This window comes from Pseudarthrobacter sp. CCNWLW217, from assembly GCF_037203985.1.
GTDB lineage: Bacteria > Actinomycetota > Actinomycetes > Actinomycetales > Micrococcaceae > Arthrobacter.
Genome location: NZ_JBBCBT010000009.1, coordinates 85,521 through 105,019, shown reverse-complemented (window position 1 = coordinate 105,019; position 19,499 = coordinate 85,521). Strand labels below are relative to the sequence as shown.

Annotated in this window: 19 protein-coding genes; 8 read left to right on the top strand and 11 right to left on the bottom strand. The window is 66.1% G+C overall.

Annotated elements, in window-relative coordinates:
* Positions 1–2 precede the first annotated feature (2 nt).
* The 4 genes from V9L18_RS12090 to V9L18_RS12075 all read left to right on the top strand — a co-directional run bounded on the left by V9L18_RS12090 (position 3) and on the right by V9L18_RS12075 (position 2,865).
* Positions 3–710, top strand: coding sequence for a nucleotide exchange factor GrpE (locus V9L18_RS12090; protein WP_337347417.1), 708 nt, complete (start codon positions 3–5; stop codon positions 708–710).
* Between the two features lie 97 nt (positions 711–807).
* Positions 808–1,779 (top strand): DnaJ C-terminal domain-containing protein, encoded by a 972-nt coding sequence (locus tag V9L18_RS12085; protein WP_337347416.1) that lies wholly within the window; start codon positions 808–810, stop codon positions 1,777–1,779.
* A 15-nt stretch (positions 1,780–1,794) separates the two neighbouring features.
* A complete protein-coding gene (locus V9L18_RS12080; RefSeq protein ID WP_337347415.1) occupies positions 1,795–2,220 on the top strand; it encodes a heat shock protein transcriptional repressor HspR in 426 nt (141 codons plus the stop codon).
* Between the two features lie 273 nt (positions 2,221–2,493).
* Entirely contained in the window at positions 2,494–2,865 is a 372-nt protein-coding gene (locus tag V9L18_RS12075; protein WP_337347502.1) for a hypothetical protein, read from the top strand.
* A 54-nt stretch (positions 2,866–2,919) separates the two neighbouring features.
* Here V9L18_RS12075 and V9L18_RS12070 read toward each other — a convergent pair whose 3' ends face one another.
* Genes V9L18_RS12070 through V9L18_RS12045 form a run of 6 tightly spaced genes read right to left on the bottom strand, consistent with a single transcriptional unit; the run spans position 2,920 to position 9,361 of the window.
* Positions 2,920–3,735: an HpcH/HpaI aldolase family protein gene (locus V9L18_RS12070; protein WP_337347414.1), complete on the bottom strand. Its 816-nt coding sequence runs from the start codon at positions 3,733–3,735 to the stop codon at positions 2,920–2,922.
* Positions 3,720–4,505 carry a 2-oxo-hept-4-ene-1,7-dioate hydratase gene (gene hpaH / locus V9L18_RS12065; RefSeq protein WP_337347413.1) on the bottom strand — a complete coding sequence of 262 codons (786 nt, stop codon included), beginning with the start codon at positions 4,503–4,505 and terminating at the stop codon, positions 3,720–3,722. Before hpaH ends, V9L18_RS12070 begins: the two co-directional genes overlap by 16 nt.
* A gap of 3 nt (positions 4,506–4,508) precedes the next feature.
* Positions 4,509–5,585 carry a 3,4-dihydroxyphenylacetate 2,3-dioxygenase gene (hpaD, locus tag V9L18_RS12060; RefSeq protein WP_337347412.1) on the bottom strand — a complete coding sequence of 359 codons (1,077 nt, stop codon included), beginning with the start codon at positions 5,583–5,585 and terminating at the stop codon, positions 4,509–4,511.
* A 29-nt stretch (positions 5,586–5,614) separates the two neighbouring features.
* Positions 5,615–7,129, bottom strand: coding sequence for a 5-carboxymethyl-2-hydroxymuconate semialdehyde dehydrogenase (hpaE, locus tag V9L18_RS12055; protein WP_337347411.1), 1,515 nt, complete (start codon positions 7,127–7,129; stop codon positions 5,615–5,617).
* A gap of 43 nt (positions 7,130–7,172) precedes the next feature.
* Positions 7,173–7,865: a GntR family transcriptional regulator gene (locus V9L18_RS12050; RefSeq protein ID WP_337347410.1), complete on the bottom strand. Its 693-nt coding sequence runs from the start codon at positions 7,863–7,865 to the stop codon at positions 7,173–7,175.
* On the bottom strand, positions 7,862–9,361 hold the full coding sequence (locus V9L18_RS12045) for a fumarylacetoacetate hydrolase family protein (protein ID WP_337347409.1): 1,500 nt from the start codon (positions 9,359–9,361) through the stop codon (positions 7,862–7,864). Before V9L18_RS12045 ends, V9L18_RS12050 begins: the two co-directional genes overlap by 4 nt.
* A 224-nt stretch (positions 9,362–9,585) precedes the next feature.
* On the opposite strand from V9L18_RS12045, the gene V9L18_RS12040 reads away from it, so the two are divergent.
* Positions 9,586–11,517, top strand: a complete 1,932-nt coding sequence (locus tag V9L18_RS12040; RefSeq protein ID WP_337347408.1) for an FAD-binding monooxygenase — start codon at positions 9,586–9,588, stop codon at positions 11,515–11,517.
* On the opposite strand, the gene V9L18_RS12035 is transcribed toward V9L18_RS12040, so the two are convergent.
* The 5 genes from V9L18_RS12035 to V9L18_RS12015 all read right to left on the bottom strand — a co-directional run bounded on the left by V9L18_RS12035 (position 11,499) and on the right by V9L18_RS12015 (position 15,906).
* Positions 11,499–12,356: a prephenate dehydratase gene (locus V9L18_RS12035; protein ID WP_337347407.1), complete on the bottom strand. Its 858-nt coding sequence runs from the start codon at positions 12,354–12,356 to the stop codon at positions 11,499–11,501. The two genes, V9L18_RS12040 and V9L18_RS12035, sit on opposite strands and share 19 nt — an antisense overlap.
* A gap of 105 nt (positions 12,357–12,461) precedes the next feature.
* Entirely contained in the window at positions 12,462–14,375 is a 1,914-nt protein-coding gene (locus V9L18_RS12030) for an alpha-amylase family glycosyl hydrolase (RefSeq protein WP_337347406.1), read from the bottom strand.
* Positions 14,376–14,429: 54 nt separating this feature from the next.
* Positions 14,430–15,149, bottom strand: a complete 720-nt coding sequence (locus V9L18_RS12025) for a GntR family transcriptional regulator (protein ID WP_337347405.1) — start codon at positions 15,147–15,149, stop codon at positions 14,430–14,432.
* Positions 15,150–15,154: 5 nt separating this feature from the next.
* Positions 15,155–15,679: a PTS sugar transporter subunit IIA gene (locus tag V9L18_RS12020; RefSeq protein WP_337347404.1), complete on the bottom strand. Its 525-nt coding sequence runs from the start codon at positions 15,677–15,679 to the stop codon at positions 15,155–15,157.
* Positions 15,676–15,906 carry a PTS glucose/sucrose transporter subunit IIB gene (locus V9L18_RS12015; protein ID WP_337347403.1) on the bottom strand — a complete coding sequence of 77 codons (231 nt, stop codon included), beginning with the start codon at positions 15,904–15,906 and terminating at the stop codon, positions 15,676–15,678. The genes V9L18_RS12020 and V9L18_RS12015 overlap by 4 nt, the downstream gene beginning before the upstream one ends.
* A gap of 186 nt (positions 15,907–16,092) precedes the next feature.
* Here V9L18_RS12015 and V9L18_RS12010 point away from each other — a divergent pair, with 186 nt between their 5' ends.
* From V9L18_RS12010 to nagB, 3 genes are read left to right on the top strand one after another with little or no spacing between them, the layout of a single operon-like run.
* Complete coding sequence (locus tag V9L18_RS12010) at positions 16,093–17,346, top strand: PTS transporter subunit EIIC (protein ID WP_337347402.1); 1,254 nt, start codon at positions 16,093–16,095, stop codon at positions 17,344–17,346.
* Complete coding sequence (locus V9L18_RS12005; RefSeq protein ID WP_337347401.1) at positions 17,336–18,691, top strand: N-acetylglucosamine-6-phosphate deacetylase; 1,356 nt, start codon at positions 17,336–17,338, stop codon at positions 18,689–18,691. Before V9L18_RS12010 ends, V9L18_RS12005 begins: the two co-directional genes overlap by 11 nt.
* A complete protein-coding gene (nagB, locus tag V9L18_RS12000; protein WP_337347400.1) occupies positions 18,672–19,484 on the top strand; it encodes a glucosamine-6-phosphate deaminase in 813 nt (270 codons plus the stop codon). The genes V9L18_RS12005 and nagB overlap by 20 nt, the downstream gene beginning before the upstream one ends.
* The last annotated feature ends 15 nt before the right edge of the window (positions 19,485–19,499 follow it).

Sequence of the window (19,499 nt, the reverse complement as noted above, 5' to 3'; positions counted from 1 at the left end):
CCATGCCGCACCACGGTAACGAGGAAGAGCACAACTCTTCATCAGGCCACGACCGCAGCGCGGGGCAGAACGGCAACGGCCACCAGGAGCCGGTCATCCGGGACAACCGCAAGGTTGACCCGGTGACCGGGCAGGCCCGGCACCCGGAAGGGGAAGCAGCCGCCAAGGCTGGTTCCCCGGCCGCCGAGCCGGCGGACACCGACGGCGACGCCCTGGCCCAGGCCGAGGAAATCCTCAACGGCGTTGAGGTGCCTGCCGAGGAATCCGTGGCCCAGGGCGTTCCTGGGGGCTCTTCAGCTGAAGCGGCTGAGCTGAAGAACGACCTCCTCCGCCTCCAGGCTGAGTACGTTAACTACCGCAAGCGCGTCGAACGCGACCGCGCCGTGGCAGGGGAGATGGCCGTCATCGGCGTCCTGAACTCCCTGCTTCCGGTGCTGGACGACGTCGATGCTGCCCGCCAGCATGGTGACCTGGCCGACGGCCCGTTCGCCGCGATCGCCACCAAGCTGGAGAACGCGCTGAAGACGTACGGCCTGGTCCGCATCGATGAGACCGGCGTGGAGTTCGATCCCACGATCCACGAGGCCCTCATCCAGCAGCCGGGCGATGACATCGAGGTTGACACCGTCAGCCAGGTGCTCCGCTCCGGCTACAAGTCAGGCGAACGCGTCCTCCGCGCAGCGCAGGTAATTGTGGCAGTCCCTGCGTAGCATTAGCCCCATATCGAGATGACAGTTCGCGGCAGTGATTCGACAGAACATTGGCGCGAACTGTCATCTCGGCACAGATTTTTGAAAGGAAACGCCATTGGCTAGCCAGGATTGGGTGGACAAGGACTTTTACGCGATCCTTGGTATCGCCAAGGACGCTTCCGACGCCGACATCAAGAAGGCCTACCGGAAACTTGCCCGCCAGCACCACCCGGACACCAACTCGGGGGACTCTGCGTCGGAGAAGAAGTTCAAGGACATCTCCGAGGCCTATTCGGTGCTCTCGGATCCGGACGAGCGCCAACAGTACGACGCCATCCGTGCGATGGGCGGCGGGGCCAGGTTCGCCCCGGGCGGCGCCGGCGCGGCCAATGGTGGCTTCGAGGACATGTTCGGTGGCCTGTTCACCGGCAACGCGGGACGCCACGCCGGGGGGTTCAGTACCTCCGGCGGTATTCCGCCCGAGTTCGCCGACCTGTTCGGCGGCGGCTTCGGTGGCCAGCCCGGCTTCCAGCGCCCGCCAGCCAAGGGCGCCGACCGCACCGCCACCACCAGCATCTCCTTTGCCGGGTCCATCCGCGGCACGACCATCGGCCTGCGGGAACCCAGCGGCGAAGTCATTGACGTCCGCGTTCCCGCCGGTATCAAGGACGGCCAGAAAGTCCGCGTCCGCGGGAAGGGCCAGCCCGGCCCGGCCGGCAACGGCGACCTCATGGTGACCGTCTCGGTCAGGCCCCACGATTTCTACACGCGCGACGGCGACAACCTCCGCATCCACGTACCGGTCACCTTCCCTGAAGCTGCCCTGGGCGCCGACATTGAGGTTCCCACCATCGACGGCGAAAAGGTGAAGGTCCGCGTTCCGGCCGGTACCCCGTCCGGCCGCACCCTCCGGGTCAAGGGCCGGGGCGTGAAGACGTCCAAGGCTACTGGCGACCTCCTGGTGACCATCGACGTCGCGGTTCCCAAGAACCTGAACAAAGAGGCGGAGGCCGCGGTGAAGGCGTTCGCCGAAGCCACGGCTGACGCCGATGTCCGGCAGGGCCTGGCCGCCAAGGCCCGGCTCTAGCGGCGGAGCGAAGCCGTGGACATCAATGCTGACCAGCCGATCTTCGTGATCTCGGTGGCGGCCGAACTTGCGGACATGCACCCGCAGACGCTGCGGCAGTACGACCGGCTCGGGATCGTTTCACCCAGCAGGGCTCCAGGTAAGTCGCGCCGCTATTCGCAGCGGGACGTCAACATGCTCCGCGAGGTCCAGCGGCTCTCGCACGAAGGGGTCTCGCTCGAAGGCATCAAGCGGATCCTTGAACTTGAGAACCAGGTGGCCGCACTGCAGCGCAGGGTGACCGAACTGACCGAGGAACTGGGCCGCCGTCGTGATCCCCTGGACTCAAGGATCTTCGCGGCCGGCGCGGCCGGCGACGTAGTGAGCCTCGCCCGTGGCCAGCGGCCCCGTGCAAGGTCGCAGGCCGTGGTGGTTTGGCGGCCGCGCGCCTTGGGCAACTAATTCCTCCTGGCGAACGCTGAAACAGCCCAGCTTTGAAGCCCTGGCGCACAGCAACCCCCTGTGGTTTGCGGGCAAGCCGACCAAAACTGGGCTGTTTCAGCAGCGACGCGCCTCCGGGCGAGTAATTCCGGGCGAGGGTCAGCGATCAATTCGAGTACCCACTACTCGTGACGGGGTGCGTGCCACTGGCTTGAATGGAACCTGCAGCTGGGTCTCACAGCGCGGTTTCAAGCCTTCTGGGGGTGCATTCGAGTGTTCGGTTCCTCATTCATCATGTTCGCCGGGTCAGTGCCGGGGCAGATCCTGCTGGCCATCGGGCAGGTGGTAGTGGTGGTTTGCGTCTGCTTCGACATGGTGCGGGAGATGTCCGTACCGAGGTCGCACCGACGCTATGTTGCCTCCACAGTCTTCAGGACGCTGGCCATTCCGTCGATTGTTTCCACGGGGTCGGGCGTCCTGATCGGTGCTGTGACCTGGTCCTGGATGGACGTGGTGATGTCCATGTTCGTGATGGTGATGATCATTTTCCGGCTCCACCACGATACCGACGAGGATAACTGGTGGAAGGGCAAGGGCAAGAAGCTCGCCCGCTGGGCCCGCCGCCAGTTCAGCTCCCGCCCGGCGGCGGCCCCCGCGATGGGCTAGGGGATCGTGAACGTCAAACGCGCCGCCGTCGGACGCCTCCACCCAGCAGGGTGACTAATAGCTGATGGGGGAGCCGCCGTCGGCTGGCTTGATGAACTCGGCGGCTAGTGCTTCGGAGCCGCGGGCCAGGATGGCGACGTCGGCGCCCACCAGGACAAAGGAGGCCCCGGCCGCCAGGTAGCTGCGCGCGATGGAGGGGTTGAAGGCGTTGACGCCGGCCGGTTTCCCGGCAGCCTGGGCGGCGGCAAGACAGTGTTCGACGGCGGCACGGACGTCCGGGTGTTCCTGTTGTCCCAGCACGCCCATGGAGGCGGCGAGGTCGGACGGCCCGAGGAAGATGGCATCCACGCCCTCCACGGCCAGGATCTTCTCCACGGCGGCGACGGCAGCGGTGGATTCGATCTGGACGGTGACGCTGATGGTTTCGGACGCTCTGGTGAGGTAGTCCGGGACCCGGTTCCAGCGGGCGGCGCGGGCGAGGGCTGAACCTACGCCGCGGACTCCGTGGGGCGGGTAGCGGGTGGCGGCCACCGCTGCCTCGGCCTCGGCGACGGAGTTGACCATGGGGATGAGCAGGTTCTGCACGCCCAGGTCCAGGTACTGCTTGATCAGGACGGTGTCATTGACGGGCGGCCGGACCATCACCTGGACCGGGTAGCCGTGGATGGCCTGGAGCTGGGCGAGGATGGATTCGAGGCCGTTGGGGCTGTGTTCGGCGTCGACCAGGAGCCAGTCCAGGCCGGACCCGGCGCAGAGTTCGGCGATGAGCGGACTGCCGGAGCACACCCACATGCCGGCCAGCGGGCGGCCCGCTTCACCTTTTTGATTCCGCAAAGCATCGCGGAAGGTGTCTTCTACTCGAAGCGGCATGTGATGCTCCCCAGGGGTCCGTAGTCGGCGTGGACGGTATCGCCTTTGTACACCCACAGTGGGCGGGTAAAGGAGCCGGCGAGGATGATGTCGCCGGCCTTCATGCCGTCTCCGTGGGCTGCGATCTTGTTGGCCAGCCAGTGCACCCCGTTGGCGGGGTGGTCCAGGACGCCGGCGGCGACGCCGGTCTCTTCCACGGTCTGGTTCTTGTACAGGATGGCCGAGACCCAGCGGAGGTCAACGGCGTCGGGTTTGACCGGGTTGCCGCCGATCACCATGGCCCCCATCGCGGCGTTGTCCGCTATGGTGTCCACGATGGTCCGGCCCTCCATTTCGATCCGGGAGTCCAGGATCTCGAGGGCCGGAACCACGTAGTCGGTGGCGTTGAGGACGTCGAAGATGGTGCAGCCGGGGCCCTTAAGCGCATCCTTCAGGACAAAGGCGAGCTCCACCTCCACGCGCGGGTGCGTGTACTTATCCCACTGCACAGAGCAGCCGGTTTCGAGCACCATGTCGTCAAAGATCGCGCCGTAGTCCGGTTCGGTGATGCCGGTGGCGGCCTGCATGGCCTTGGACGTGAGGCCGATCTTCCGGCCCACGAGCGTCCGTCCGGCCTCCTCGTTCCGCCGCCGCCAGAGCTGCTGCACGGCATAGGAGTCCTCCACCGTCATCTCCGGGTAGCGGGCGGTCAGCCGGGGCACCGGAGTCCGGGAACGCCCGGCTTCGACCAGTTCGTCGGCGATGGCTTCGATCGTCTTCGCGTCCAGCATGTCCTAGACCTGCGCCCCGAGCTTGAAGCCCTCCGCGGCCGCGCCTTCCTTGCGGGTGTAGGAGAAGCCGTCGGCGCCGACGGTGACGGCCATTTCGGACTTTTCCTCGCGGACCACGACGGGCTGGGGGTTGCCGTCGAGGTCCAGGACGAGGGACGCTTCGGTGTACCAGGACGGGACCACGGGGTTGCCCCACCAGTCGCGGCGCTGGTTGTCGTGGACGTCCCAGGTGATGACGGGGTTGTCGGGGTCGCCGGTGTAGTAGTCCTGGGTGTAGATCTCGATGCGGTGGCCGTCCGGGTCCAGGATGTAGAGGTAGAAGGCGTTGGACACGCCGTGCCGGCCGGGGCCGCGTTCGATCCGGTCGCTGATGCGAAGGGCGCCCATTTTGTCGCAGATCTGGATGATGTTGTGCTTTTCGTGCGTGGCGAACGCAACGTGGTGCATGCGCGGGCCGTTGCCTCCGGTGAGGGCGGTGTCGTGGACCGTCTGCTTGCGGTGCATCCACGCGGCGTACGTGACGCCGTCGGAATCCTGGATGTCCTCCGAGACCCGGAAGCCGAGGTCTTCAAGGTATTTGCGGCCGCGGGGGACGTCCGGGGTGACCTGGTTGAAGTGGTCCAGGCGGACCAGTTCCCCGGCGGAGTAGAGGTCGTAGCGCTGGGTGAGGCGCTCGACGTGCTCCACGTCGTAGAAGAACTCGTAGGGGAAGCCCAGCGGGTCCTCGACGCGGACGGAGTCGCCGATGCCCTTGGTGAAGCCGTCCTTGCGGCGCTCCACCCGGCAGCCCAACTCGCGGTAGTAGGCCTCTGCGGCGTCCACCTCGGCGGGGGACTTCACCCGGTAGGCAAAGGCGGCGACGGCGGCGATGGGTCCCTTGCGGAGCACCAGGTTGTGGTGGATGAACTCCTCGAGGGAGCGCAGGTAGATCGCGTTCTCGTCTTCCTCGGTCACGTGCAGGCCCAGGAGGTCCACGTAGAACTCGCGGGATTTGGCGAGGTCGGTTACCACGATTTCCATGTAGGCGCAGCGGACAATATCCGGAGCCGGGACCGTGGGGGTGGGAACGAAGTTCGTCACGATGGTCTCTCTTCTTTGAAAGGGGTGGCTCAGGCGCCGAATTTGGGCGTGTGGACGGAGCCGAGCGTGATGTGCACGGCCTGCTGGTCGGTGTAGAAGTCGATGGAGCGGTAGCCGCCCTCGTGGCCGAGGCCCGAGGCCTTGACGCCGCCGAACGGGGTGCGGAGGTCGCGAACGTTGTGGCTGTTCAGCCACACCATCCCGGCTTCCACGTTCTGGGAGAAGTTGTGGGCGCGGGTCAGGTTTTGGGTCCAGATGTAGGCCGCCAGGCCGTATTTGGTGTTGTTCGCCAGAGCCAGCGCTTCGTCGTCGTTCTCGAACGGGGTAATGGCCACGACGGGGCCGAAGATCTCCTCCTGGAAGATCCGGGCGTCAGGGGCGACGTCGGCGAACACCGTCGGGGCGATGTAGTTGCCCTCGGGCAGGTGGTCCGGGCGTCCGCCGCCGGCGAGGAGCCGGCCTTCGGACTTGCCGATCTCCACGTAGGAGGCCACCTTCTCGTAGTGCTCCGGGTGGACCAGGGCACCCACCTGGGTCTTGGGATCGTGGGGATCGCCCACCACGATGTTCTTGGCCCGGGCCGCGTACTTCTCGCAGAATTCGTCGTAGATAGCGCGTTCGACGAGGATCCGGGAGCCCGCGGTGCAGCGTTCACCATTAAGGGAGAACACCCCGAACAAGGCGGAATCGATCGCGGCGTCCAGGTCGGCGTCGGCGAACACCACGCACGGTGACTTGCCGCCGAGCTCCATGGACAGGCCCTTAAGGTTCGCAGCGGCGTTGCGGAAGATCGTCTGCCCGGTAGTGGTCTCGCCCGTGAAGGAGATCAGCGGCACGTCAGGGTGCTTGACCAGCGCGTCGCCGGCTTCCTCGCCGAGGCCGTTGACCAGGTTGAACACGCCGTCCGGCAGGCCGGCATCCTTGAAGATCGTGGCCCACAGCGAAGCCGAAAGGGGGGTGAACTCGGCGGGTTTGAGGACCACGGTGTTGCCGGTGGCCAGGGCCGGGGCGAGCTTCCAGGACTCCAGCATGAACGGGGTGTTCCACGGCGTGATGAGGCCAGCGACGCCGATCGGCTTGCGGTTCACGTAGTTGATCTGGGAGCCGGGGACCTTCATGGCGTCGTCGAACTGGGCCACGATCAGGTCCGCGAAGAACCGGAAGTTCTCGGCTGCACGGAGGGCCTGGCCTTTGGCCTGGGTGATGGGAAGGCCGGTATCGAAGGTTTCCAGTTCAGCAAGGCGCTCTTCCTGGGCTTCGACGGCGTCCGCGATCCTGTTCAGGATCCGGGCGCGTTCGCGGGGCTTCATCTTCGGCCACGGTCCGGAAGTGAACGCTTCGCGGGCGGCGGCGACAGCGAGGTCGATGTCTTCTTTCTGGCCCGCCGCGGCAGTGGCGTAGTTGGTGTTGGACACCGGATCCAGGACATCGAAGGTCTTCCCGCCCACGGAGTCAACGAACTGGCCGTTGATGTAGTGCTGGATGTGGCGAGGGAGGTCTTGCGGGATGTAGTGGGTCTTGGTTTCCGGGGCAGTGAACGTCATTGTTGTTTCCTTACTGCTGTGCGGTCTGTTGGCCGGGGAGGGGTCAGAGGTTTTTGGCCTGGGCCAAGTAGGCGTCCAGGGTGGCGGAGCGGTGGAGCCGGGCCGCTTTTTCGATGGTGTCGGCGTCGGCGCCGGTCTCGATGAGCCGGAGCAGCGCCTCGTGTTCGTCCACGGAGTTATGTGCCCGGCCGGGCACAAAACGGAATACGGAGGACCGAAGCGAGGCGAGCCGGTTCCAGCCTCGGTGGACCAGGTCCAGGATGTGGGGGTTGGGGCAGTGTTCGAACAGGACGCTGTGGAAGTCCTGGTTGAGCCGTGTAAAACGGATCGGGTCAAAGTGCTGGAGGCATTCGCGCATTTCCTCGTTCACCGCACGGGCCCGGGCGATGTCCGCCGCTCCGATGAGCGGGGCGGACAGCGCTGTGGCGGCGCCCTCCACGATGCTCAGGGTCTGCATGGTGTAGAGGTACTCGGTGGGGTCGATCCCGGAAACCGTGGCGCCGATGTTCCGTTCGAACTTCACCAGGCCTTCGGCTTCGAGCCGGCGGATGGCTTCGCGGACCGGGACCACGCTGACGCCGAGGTCCTCGGCGATCTTGGCAAGGACCAGCCTGTACCCGGGGGTGTACGTGCCCTCCACAATCCGGGCCTTGACGGCCTGGTAGGCCTGCTCGGACTTGCTGCCGACAGTCCCGTTCCCGGACGAAGTGCCCGCTGCGGTGGCCATTTCAGTCATCGGCTTTTATCCGTTTCCCATTGCTCGTACTTGGCCCGCCATTCAGTGTTCAGCGGGTAGAGGCCGTCCACGCTGTGGCCCTGCTGGACCATTTCGGCGATGAACGTCTCTTCGCGTTCCTGGACGATGGAGTCGTCCGCCAGTTCCTCGGCGAGGGCCGGCGGGATCACCAGGATGCCGTCCGAATCGGCCACGATGATGTCGCCGGGCTGGACGGTGGTGCCGCCACAGGCGATGGTGATGTCGGTGTCCCACGGGATGTGCCGCCGGCCCAGCACGGCGGGGTGGGGGTTGGAGTAGTAGGTGGGCATGTCCATGGCCGCGACAGCGGAGAAGTCGCGGACGCCGCCATCGGTGATGATGGCCGCGGCTCCGCGGACCTGGGCTCGGAGGGCCAGGATGTCGCCGATGGTGCCGGTGCCTTTCTCCCCGCGGGCCTCCATGACCAGGATCTCGCCCGGGTTGACGGAGTCGATGGCCTTTTTCTGGGCGTTGAAGCCGCCGCCGTGGGTCTTGAACAGGTCCTCACGGTTGGGCACGTAGCGCAGGGTCCGGGCCAGGCCTACGATCCGCTTCTCCGGCCGGGTGGAGGTCAGGCCGTCGATGCTGACGTTGTTGAGGCCCCGCTTGCGCAACTGCGAAGACAGGGTGGCGGTGCAGACGCTTTCCAGTTTGGCCTTCAGCTCCGGGGAGAGGACAGGTCCGACGGCGGCAGTTCCGTCTGCCGGAAGGCCCGCCGCTTCCCGCGAACCGTACGCTTCCTCCCGCTGTACGTCATCGGTCTTGGGCCGGGCACCAAAGTCCGCAAACGCCGTCGTTCCTTCCGCCACCCGAGTGACCAGCCGGCCGCTGGTGACGGCGCCGGCGCTGACTTCAACAGTGCTGACTTCAACCTCGACGACGTCGCCCGGCTGGGCGACGGAAGCCCCGGCCGGGGTGCCGGTGAGGATGATGTCGCCCTCTTCAAGGGTGAGCAGCTGGGACAGGTCGGCCACGAGCCGTGCGAAGGGGAAGAGGAGGTCTTCGGTGGTGTCGTCCTGGACGAGTTCGCCGTTGTGCCAGGTGCGGATGCGGAGGCTGGCGGGGTTCACCGAGTCTGCCGCGATCAGTCCCGGGCCCACGGGAGTGAAGCCGTCGCCGCCCTTGGACCGCAGGTTGGAGCCCTTGTCCGCGTAGCGGAGGTCGTAGACGCCGAGGTCGTTGCTGGCCGTCACCCATTCGACGTGGCTCCAGGCGTCCTCCAGCCCGACCCGGCGGGCGGGCTTTCCGATGACCAGGGCGACCTCGCCCTCGTAGCCAAGGAGTTCGCAACCGGCGGGGCGCTCCACGATGGAAGGGGTTTGTTCTGAGCCGGTGGCCAGGGACGACGGCGGCTTCAGGAAGTAGGAGGGTTGTTCCGGCGTGCGGCCGCGCTGGGCTGCCCGGCTGGGGTAGTTGATATGCACCGCGATGACCTTGCGGGCCGCGGCCAGGAGGTGGTCGGTGACCTGGTCCAAGAGCTACTCCTCATCGAGTACGAAATCGTATACGAATCACTATGGACCCGGACCGCCGCATCCGTCAACACCTTCCCTTCGCCCGGAATTGGCACTTGTCGGGCGCCTCAAACGTGGCGTAGAGTTCAGGATCACAGGATCACTTTTCTATTATCGAACGTAAAATTCTATTATCGAACATCTGATCGGCGACACACAGCCACACAACGAAGTGAGGACATCCCGTGCAGTTCCACCACCACGGCTACGTATCCGGTGACCCGCGGGTCCAGCCGGCCGCCGGCGTCGGCATTGACCGTCCCGCCGAACTTCCCGACGAAATCGACGTGCTCATCGTCGGCTCCGGGCCTGCCGGCATGCTGGCCGCCGCGCAACTTTCCCAGTTCTCCGGCGTCACCACGCGCATCGTGGAGCGTCGGGCCGGCAGGCTCGCCATCGGCCAGGCCGACGGCATCCAGGCCCGCAGCGTGGAGACCTTCCAGGCCTTCGGTTTTGCCGAGCGCATCACCGCCGAGGCCTACCGCATCACGGAGATGGCGTTCTGGAAGCCGGACCCCGCAGATCATTCGCGCATTGTCCGCGCCGCCCGGGCGGTCGACGACGAAACGGGCATCAGCGAGTTCCCGCACCTGATCGTGAACCAGGCCCGCGTGCTGGACTATTTCGCCGAGTTCATGGCCAACTCCCCCACCCGCATGACCCCCGACTACGGCTACGAGTTCCGCAACCTCACGGTCACGGGGGAGGGCGACTACCCCGTCACCGTGACGCTCCTGCACACCTCCGGGCCGAACGAGGGCAAGGAGCGCACTGTCCGCGCCAAGTACGTGGTCGGTGCCGACGGAGCGCGGAGCAAAGTGCGGGAATCGATCGGGTGCCACCTCGCCGGTGACCAGGCCAACCACGCCTGGGGCGTCATGGACGTCCTCGCCGTCACCGACTTCCCGGACATCCGCACCAAGTGCGCCATCCAGTCCGGCTCAGGCGGCAGCATCCTGCTGATCCCGCGCGAAGGCGGCCACCTCTTCCGCATGTACGTGGACCTTGGCGAGGTTGATCCGAACAACCATGGCGCAGTCCGGAGCACCACCATTGAACAGATCATTGCCAAGGCGAATGCGATCCTGCATCCGTACACGCTGGACGTCCGAAACGTGGCTTGGCACAGCGTCTACGAGGTGGGCCACCGCCTGACGGACAGGTTCGACGACGTCCTCCCGGACGAGCGCGGCAGCCGCACCCCGCGCGTGTTCATCACCGGCGACGCCTGCCACACGCACAGCGCCAAGGCCGGCCAGGGCATGAACGTCTCCATGCAGGACGGCTTCAACCTTGGCTGGAAACTGGGGCACGTCCTTGAGGGTCGCAGCCCGGAAAGCCTGCTGGACACCTACTCCGCGGAGCGCCAGGTGGTGGCAAAGAACCTCATCGACTTCGACAAGGAGTGGTCCACGCTGATGGCGAAGAAGCCTGAAGAGTTCGAGGACCCCACGGAGTTGGAGAACTTCTACGTCAGCACAGCCGAGTTCCCTGCGGGCTTCATGACGCAGTACGCCCCCTCCATGCTGGTCGCAGAGCCGAAGCACCAGGACCTCGCCACCGGCTTTACCATCGGCAAACGCTTCAAGTCCGCGCCGGTGGTGCGGGTCTGCGACACCAATCCGATGCACCTGGGCCACCATGCCACGGCGGACGGGCGGTGGCGAATCTATGTCTTCGCCGACTCGGCAGCTCCGGAATCGGGACAGCCCGGAACAGAACAGCACGGCGCTCCGTCGCCCACCGCGGACTTTGCCGAGTGGATCGCGAACGCACCCGACTCACCGCTGGCCGCCACGCCGTCGGGCGCTGACCGCGACGCGTGGTTCGACGTAAAGGTGATTTACCAGCAGCCGCACACGGAGATCGATATCAACGCTGTTCCGGCGGTGTTCAAGCCGACAGTGGGTCCTTTCCGGCTCACCTACCTCGAGAAGGTCTTCGGCACCGACCCCAACGCCGACATTTTCGAGCTCCGCGGCCTGGACCGCGGCGGCGTTGTGGTGGTAGTGCGGCCGGACCAGTACGTAGCCAACGTGCTTCCCCTGACGGCAACGGCGGAACTCGCCGACTTCTTCGCGCCGCTGCTGAAGCGGCGTCAGGCGGCCGCGGCCTGAACCGCCCGGTACTCGGCGGCCGCGTAGACGCCAAGGATCCGCACTTCCGTGGTGAAGAAGTCCAGTTCCTCCAGGGCCAGGCTGAGCGGCAGGTCTTCGGGGTGGCCTTCCACATCGGCCATGAACATCGTGGCGGAGAATTCGTTGCCCACCATGTAGCTCTCGAGCCGGGTCATGTTCACGGCGTTGGTGGCGAAGCCGCCCAATGCCTTGTAGAGGGCTGAGGGGACGTTCCGCACGCGGAAAACAAAGCTGGTTATTGCCGGTCCGGGCAACTCATCCCGGGCCGGCAATTCCTTTTCGCGGGCCAGGATCACAAACCGGGTGGTGTTGGATGGGTCGTCCTCCACCCGGGAGGCGAGCACTTCCAGACCGTACAGCTCCGCTGCGAGCGGCGGTGCGAGGGACAGCTTAGTGGGGTCGTTCCATTCCCGGACTTCCCGGGCGGAGCCGGCGGTGTCGCCGGCAATGACCGGGCGAAGGCCGGCGTCGCGGATCAAACGGCGGCACTGGCCCAGGGCGTGGATGTGGCTGTGGACCTCGGTGGCGGCCTCAATGGTGCTGCCGGGTATCCCCATCAGGTCGAAGTGGATGGGCAGGAAGTACTCGCCCACGATCTGCAGCCCGGAATGCGGGAGCAGCGTGTGGATGTCGGCCACCCGGCCGGCGATCGAGTTCTCGATGGGGATCATGGCCAGGTCTGCGGCGCCACTGGACACTTCTTCGAAGACATCCTCGAAGCTGGCGCAGGGGACGCTTTCCAGCTCGGGGAACATTTGTTTGCACGCGATATTGGAGTTGGCGCCGGGCTCACCCTGGTACGCAATCTTCTGGGCCATGATCCGTATGGTGTCATGCACCGCGCCCACCCGCCCAACTGGGTAGCAGCAGATGTCGTTTTGAGCGCTGAAAACGACATCTGCTGCTACCTAGTTGGGGAAGGGCTACGCGGCCGGGGAGACGCGCAGCCAGAGGTACTGGTGCGGGGCCAGCGTGACGCCATCGGCCAGGCTGAGCGCAGCACCCGTAAGAAGTTCGACGGCGGCACCGGAGAACCCGGAGAACGTCACCGCCGGCAGCTGCTGCGGTCCATCGCCGAAGTTCGCGAGGACAAGAATGGTGCCGGCGTCGCCAGGGCGTTGGTAGCCCAGGACTCCCGGGGCGTTGGTGTGGAAATCGATGAGCCGCGTGCCAGCCAGCTCAGGCGTCCCTGCGCGTACCTCGATCATTCGCCGCAGCCCGGCGAAGATGGCGCCTTCCGGGGTGGCGGGGTCGTGGCGCCGGGCGTACCGCTCCGCCGGATAGTGCGGCCGATGCACCCAACGGCTGTCAGCCTCGTGGCCGTCTTCCATGGCGTACTGGTAGTCATTGAGCTGCCCCACCTCGTCGCCGAGGTAAAGGAGCGGGATGCCCCCGGTACTGAACGCGACCGAGTGGGCCAACAGGATCCTTCCCACTGCGTGGTCCGGATCGTCCTCCAAGCCGCAGAGGGAAGCCGTGGTCCCTGAGATGCGGCAGTCACCGGTACGGGGGTTGTCCTGGAACGGCACGCCCTGGGCGAAGCTGCCGGGGTGCCGGTTGACGTAAAAGGCGTTGAGGAACCGGCGGTGGTCAAAGCCGTTGATCCCCAGCTCTGCGGCGTCCTCGTCGGCGAACGTCCAGCCGATGTCGTCATGGCTGCGGACATAATTCACCCAGGACGTGCCGTCAGGAATGTTGTGGCGCCGCTCGAGCGCCTGCTGCAACAGCGAAACGTTGCGGGTCGCCAGCGACTCCCAGATCAGTGCCATCTGCAGCGGGTTGTAGGAAAGCTGGCACTCGGCCGGATCGATGTAGAGCGCAACCTCGTCCGGGTGCACAATCGCCTCGGACTTGAACAGCAACGACGGCGCCGCGAGCCGGCACACGGCGTTGAAGGCACGCAGCAGCAGGTGTGCTTCGGGCAGGTTCTCACACGGGGTCCCGAGCTGCTTCCAGATGAAGGCAACGGCGTCCATGCGGAGGATATCCACGCCCTGATTGGCCAGGAACAGCATTTCCCCGGCCATGGCGCGGAACACGGCCGGGTTGGCGTAGTTCAAGTCCCATTGGTAGGTGTGGAAGGTGGCCCAGACCCACCGTCCGTCAGGCAGCGGGACAAAGGAGCCGGGGTGGTCGTCCGGAAAGATTTCCCGGACGGTCTGCTCAAACGCATCCGGCATGGTGCGGTCCGGATAGATCCAGAAGTAGTCGCTGTATTCGGGGTCCCCTTCGGCGGCGCGGCGGGCCCAGTGGTGCTCGTTGGACGTGTGGTTGAAGATGAAGTCCACTACCAGGGAGATGCCATTCTCGCGGAGCTCCGACGCCAGTGCCCGCAACTGCTCCATGGTGCCCAGCTTGGGGTTGACCTCCCGGTAGCTGGAAACGGCATACCCGCCGTCGGAGAACGGCTCCGGTGCCAGGAACAGCGGCATCAGGTGCAGGTAGGTCAGGCCCAGCTCCTTGAAGTACGGGATCCGGTCGCGGATGCCGTCGAGGCTGTCGGCGTACCTGTCCACATAGCAGACCCCGCCGAGCATCCGGTTGGACTGGAACCAGCCGCTGTTTCCTTCGCGCTCGGCGTCCAGCGCTTTGAGGTCCGCAGAACGTTCCTGCCACGAGCGGGCACACTGCAGGACGAGGGCGCCTAACTGGTCTTGCCAGTCAGGCCGTGTCCCATACAGCGAACGGAACAGCCCGCACAGATCAGGGAAGTGAACGTCCAGCCGCCGAGCAAACTCCTGCCAGTGAGGATCGGCGCGCTGAATGCCGTCATCGGCCCCCAAAACGCTGAGGACGTGCTGCTTGGCGGCTTCTTCCAGATCGACGGTTTCATGCATGAAAGCCAACCTACCAGCGGCGGCTGCAGCCACCCCAACCGGGCGGATCCGCTGTCAGCCCAGCGCCAGGCGCATGGATACCTGGTAACGGTCCGAGCGGTATGTCGAGATGGAGTACTCAATGGGCGTGCCGGGCTCGTCGGTTCCCGTGAAGGACCGCCGCTTGAACAGCAGGACGGGTGACCCCGGCCCGATATCCAGCAGGGCAGCCGTTTCCTCCGACGCCGCGGCGGCCTCCACCGTCTGCTCTGCCTGTTGGACTGGATGTCCTGCGGCGGCCAAAGCCCGGTAGAGGGAGCCGGTCAGGTCCGAGGAGAGCAGGTCCGGCACCAGCCGCGGGGGCAGCCAGGATTCGTCCACGCTGACCGGTGCTCCGTTGGCCATGCGAAGCCGCCGGACCCGGTAGGCAGGCTCTTCCGGAGCCAGCCCCAGATGCTCGGCGGCCGCCGCGGGCGGCATCGCAGTGGACACGTTGATGACCCGGGTGCTGGGCTCAAAGCCGGCGGCCCGCATGTCTTCGTTGAACGAGGCCAGATGCAGGGTGGACCGCACCAGCCCGTGGGAGACGAAGGTGCCTTTCCCTTTGATCCGGACCAGAGCGCCGTCCTGGACCAGGTCCGAGATGGCCCGCCGGACCGTGATCCTCGAGACCCCGAACTGCTCCTCCAGTTGGCGCTCACCCAGCAGGGCATCGCCGGGCCGCAGAGTGCTGGACACCAGGTCCTGGAGTTGCCTTCTGACCCAGACGTGTTTCAGTTCCCCTGCTGTGTCCATGACTCCTATTTTCCGGGAAGGTCGAACAGGCGCGCGCCCGCTTCCACCCGGCCACCGGTGGCCGGGGGTTCGATGGCATCCGCGGCACTGTCCAGGATCACCACGGGACTGCACATGCTGAGATCCTTGGACCGGACCAGGGCCACGTCCACGGTGATCATGGGATCGCCGGCGCGGACCTGGTCGCCCTTCTGGGCGATCACCGTAAAGCCTTCGCCCTTCAGTCCCACGGTGTCGATGCCGACGTGGACCAAAACGGCAGGGCCGGAGGCGTGCTGGACGATGTAGGCGTGCGGCATGACCTTGACCACCTTGCCGTCCAGCGGTGCGACGGCGGTGACCACGCCGGCGTCGTCGTCGGGGATCACGGCGGCGCCGCCGCCCACCAGGCCCTTGGCGAACACCGGATCCGGCACTTCACTGAGCGGGATGAGCCGGCCGGGCAGGGGGGATGCGACGCTGATGGCGGGTGCTTCCGTCGCTGCTTCCGGGGTGTTCACGTCAGGGCTGCCCACTTCTGCCGTGCTCACATCAGGTCCTGGATGTCTTCGGCCAGGCTCTCGGCTTCGGGGCCCACAACTACCTGGACCACCGTGCCGGACATCATGACGCCGTGGGCGCCGGCGGCCTTGAGGGCAGCCTCGTCCACGCGGCCTGCGTCCACCACTTCGGTGCGCAGGCGGGTGATGCACCCTTCGATCTCTTCGACGTTCTCTGCGCCGCCAAGGGCGGCGAGGATGATTTCAGCTTTGGACATGTCCACTCCCGGTGTTGGTAAGCGGTGAAAGGCGGCGGTTCCAGAAGCCAATTTGAAGCTTGAGGTTGACAACTGAGGCCGACGCCCTTCACAGTGATGGTTGTCACTGGTTATAACCAGTTAGCAAGACTCTACTGAAACAAGCATCCCCGCACAAGCACCACCCTCTTCGAGACGAGGAACATCATGACCACGGAAAATCCCACAGCGGGCGCGCCGGCGCCGGGCAAGACCAAGGGCAGTGGCAAGGCCCTGCAGAACATGCAGCGCTTCGGCCGCAGCCTGATGCTGCCCATCGCTGCCCTCCCCGCGGCCGCACTCCTGCTGCGCCTCGGCCAGGACGACCTTCTGGGCAGGTTCGAATCCCTGACCACGGTCGCGCAGGTCATCGGCGCCGCCGGCGGTGCCCTGTTCGAGAACCTGCCGCTGCTCTTCGCCGTCGGCATCTCCTTTGGTTTCGCCAAGAAAGGTGACGGATCCACGGCCCTCGCCGCCGTCGTCGGATACCTGGTCCTGACCAACGTCTTCAAGGTGATGGCACCGCTCGTGCTGGGCGCCGCGCCCGAGGGCGGCAAGGATCCGGTCATCAACTACGGCGTGCTGGCCGGCATCGTGATGGGCCTGACGACGGCGTTGCTTTGGCAGCGCTTCCACCGCACCACCCTGCCGGACTGGCTGGGCTTCTTCGCCGGCCGCCGGCTGGTGCCCATCCTGACGTCCTTCGCCGCGATCGTCATCGGCGTGGTGATGGCCCTGATCTACCCGTACTTCAACACCGGCCTCACCGCCGTGGGCAACACCGTGGCTGACAACACCGTGGTGGGCAGCGGCGTCTACGGCACCCTGAACCGGCTGCTGATCCCGCTGGGCCTGCACCACATCCTGAACTCCATCGTGTGGTTCATCATCGGCGACTACAACGGCGCCCACGGTGACCTGAACCGGTTCTTCGCCGGCGACCCGACTGCCGGCGTCTTTATGACCGGCTTCTTCCCCATCATGATGTTTGCCCTGCCCGCCGCCGCCCTGGCCATCTGGCAGGAAGCCAAGCCGTCACAGCGGAAGATCGTGGGCGGCGTGATGCTCTCCACCGGCCTCACCGCGTTCCTCACCGGCATCACCGAACCGCTCGAGTTCTCGTTTATGTTCGTGGCCTGGCCGCTGTACATCGTCCACGCCTTCCTGACCGGAACGTCCATGATGCTGGTCAACTTCCTGGGAATCCACCACGGATTCGGGTTCTCCGCCGGGGCCATCGACTACGTCCTCAACTTTGGCATCGCGCAAAATCCGCTGTGGCTGATCCCCATTGGGTTGGTCTACGCCGCCATCTACTACGTGGTGTTCCGCTTTGTGATCCGCCGCTGGAACCTGCGCACCATGGGCCGCGAAGACGAAACCGACGAGAACGGCTCCATGGCCAAAGCCGATGCAAGCTGATTTTTCGTCGGCCATAAGCTCGGACGGCTCCGGCGGCTCCGGCGGCGGGGTGGGGCTGCGGGGCCGCCTCGTCACCGGCCTCCCCGGGGATCCCGTGATTGACGACGGCACTGTGGTGATGGCCGGCGGGACCATCCAGTGGTGCGGCCCGACGTCGGACCTGCCGGAAACTTTCGACGCCGACATCCGGCAGGTGCCGCTGATCCTGCCCGGGCTCGTGGATGTGCACTGCCACGGTGCCGTGGGGCACACGTTCTCCGCGGACGTTGAGGGGGCCCGGATGGCCGCGGCCCATCACGCTGCGGAAGGCTCGACGTCGGTCCTTGCCTCGCTCGTGTCGGCGCCGTCCAGCGTGCTGCTGGAGCAGATTGCAGTGCTGCGGGACCTCGTGCAGGACGGCACCCTGGCCGGCCTGCACCTGGAGGGGCCGTTCATCACCAAGAGCATGTGCGGGGCACAGGACCCCGCGGCGATTATCGACGGCGACCCGGCTCTCCTGAAGCAATGGCTGGAGGCGGGGCGTGGGACGGTACGGTCTCTGACCCTCGCCCCGGAGACCCCTCATTTTCATGAGTTGGTGCGGCTCTGCCGTGACTACGGCGTGGTTCCCTCGCTGGGCCACACCAATGCCACCGCGGCGCAGACCCGGGAAGTCCTATCGGGTGTTGCCGGCGGTGGGCTCGGTAGAGGGCCTCGTCCTGCGGCTGATGCTGGCGCTGGCGCCGGCCAGGCAGGCCCGTGGTCAGCCACGCACCTGTTCAACCGGATGCCGCCGCTGGGCCACCGGGCGGCCGGGCCGGTCGCGGTGATGCTGCAGGCTGCCGAACAGTCGCCCGGGCAGATGGTGCTGGAGCTTATTGCCGACGGCGTGCACCTGGACCCGGAAATCGTGCGGATGGTCTTCGGCCTGGTGGGGCCCCGCTCGATTGCCCTCATCACGGACGCGATGGCCGCGGCGGGTATGTCCGACGGGCACTACACTCTCGGCAGCCTGGACGTGCTTGTCCAGGACCGGGTGGCACGGCTGTTGCCGGCGCAAGGGGCAGTTGCTGCCGACGAGGAGGAGCCCGGAGCGATCGCGGGAGCCACGAGCTTCCTGCTGGAAAACGTCCGCCGTTGCGTTGAATGGGGGATCCCGCTCGCAGATGCGGTGGCCGCCGCGACGTCCACTCCGGCCCGGCTGATGGGCCTCGACAGCCCAGGCGCCCGTCAGGTGGGAGCCATCGCCGCGGGATACCGGGCCGACGTCCTGGCAGCCACCGAAGAACTTGAACTCGTGCAGGCCTATCGGGCAGGCACACCACAAACGCAGGAAAGGAATGACCGTGCAGATAGTTCTGTGTGAGTCCACGGACCACGTAGGAGCCCGGGCGGCAGACATCATCGAGGCGAGGGTCCGGCAGGGTCCGGCCGTCCTGGGACTGGCCACCGGGGGCTCGCCGAGTTCCACGTACCAGGAGCTGATCCGGCGGCACCGCGAGGAACGGCTCAGCTTCAGCCAGGTCACCGGCTTCACGCTGGATGAATATGCCGGGCTGCCGAAGGACCACGAACAGTCGTACTGCACCACCATCCGCCGGGAGTTCGTTGACCACGTGGACTTGCCCCTTGAACGGTTGTTCACCCCGCAGGGGGACGCCGCGGACCTGGTGGCCGAGGCCGAGCGCTACGACGCGGCGATCGCCACCGCCGGCGGAGTAGACATCCAGATCCTGGGCATCGGGGCCAACGGCCACATTGGGTTCAACGAGCCGACGTCGTCCCTTGCCTCACGGACCCGGGTGAAGACCCTGGCGGGGGCCACCCGGGCCGACAACGCGCGGTTCTTCCCCGACGGCGACGTGCCGCGGCTGTGCCTCACCCAGGGTTTGGGAACCATACGTGAGGCGAAACTGGCGGTTCTGGTGGCGATGGGAGAGAACAAGGCCGCCGCCGTCCAGGCAATGGTGGAGGGCCCGGTCAGCGCCAACTGCCCGGCGTCGGTGCTGCAGCTTCACCGCAGGGCGGTGATCCTCCTGGACCCCGCGGCCGCGTCCCGGCTCTCCATGCTCGAGTACTACCGCGAAGCCCAGGAGTTCAACGACCAGCTCGGCCAGACCCCCACCAGGCCGTGGATGCAGGAACCGGCGCTGCATTAGGGCTGCCGCATTAAG

Coding starts and splice junctions, on each gene's coding strand:
- V9L18_RS12090 (WP_337347417.1), top strand. CDS start 3: ATGCCGCACCACGGTAACGAGGAAGAGCACAACTCTTCATCAGGCCAC.
- V9L18_RS12075 (WP_337347502.1), top strand. CDS start 2,494: ATGTTCGCCGGGTCAGTGCCGGGGCAGATCCTGCTGGCCATCGGGCAG.
- V9L18_RS12070 (WP_337347414.1), bottom strand. CDS start 3,735: ATGCCGCTTCGAGTAGAAGACACCTTCCGCGATGCTTTGCGGAATCAA.
- hpaH (WP_337347413.1), bottom strand. CDS start 4,505: ATGCTGGACGCGAAGACGATCGAAGCCATCGCCGACGAACTGGTCGAA.
- hpaE (WP_337347411.1), bottom strand. CDS start 7,129: ATGACGTTCACTGCCCCGGAAACCAAGACCCACTACATCCCGCAAGAC.
- V9L18_RS12050 (WP_337347410.1), bottom strand. CDS start 7,865: ATGACTGAAATGGCCACCGCAGCGGGCACTTCGTCCGGGAACGGGACT.
- V9L18_RS12035 (WP_337347407.1), bottom strand. CDS start 12,356: ATGGCCCAGAAGATTGCGTACCAGGGTGAGCCCGGCGCCAACTCCAAT.
- V9L18_RS12030 (WP_337347406.1), bottom strand. CDS start 14,375: ATGCATGAAACCGTCGATCTGGAAGAAGCCGCCAAGCAGCACGTCCTC.
- V9L18_RS12025 (WP_337347405.1), bottom strand. CDS start 15,149: ATGGACACAGCAGGGGAACTGAAACACGTCTGGGTCAGAAGGCAACTC.
- V9L18_RS12015 (WP_337347403.1), bottom strand. CDS start 15,906: ATGTCCAAAGCTGAAATCATCCTCGCCGCCCTTGGCGGCGCAGAGAAC.
- V9L18_RS12010 (WP_337347402.1), top strand. CDS start 16,093: ATGACCACGGAAAATCCCACAGCGGGCGCGCCGGCGCCGGGCAAGACC.
- V9L18_RS12005 (WP_337347401.1), top strand. CDS start 17,336: ATGCAAGCTGATTTTTCGTCGGCCATAAGCTCGGACGGCTCCGGCGGC.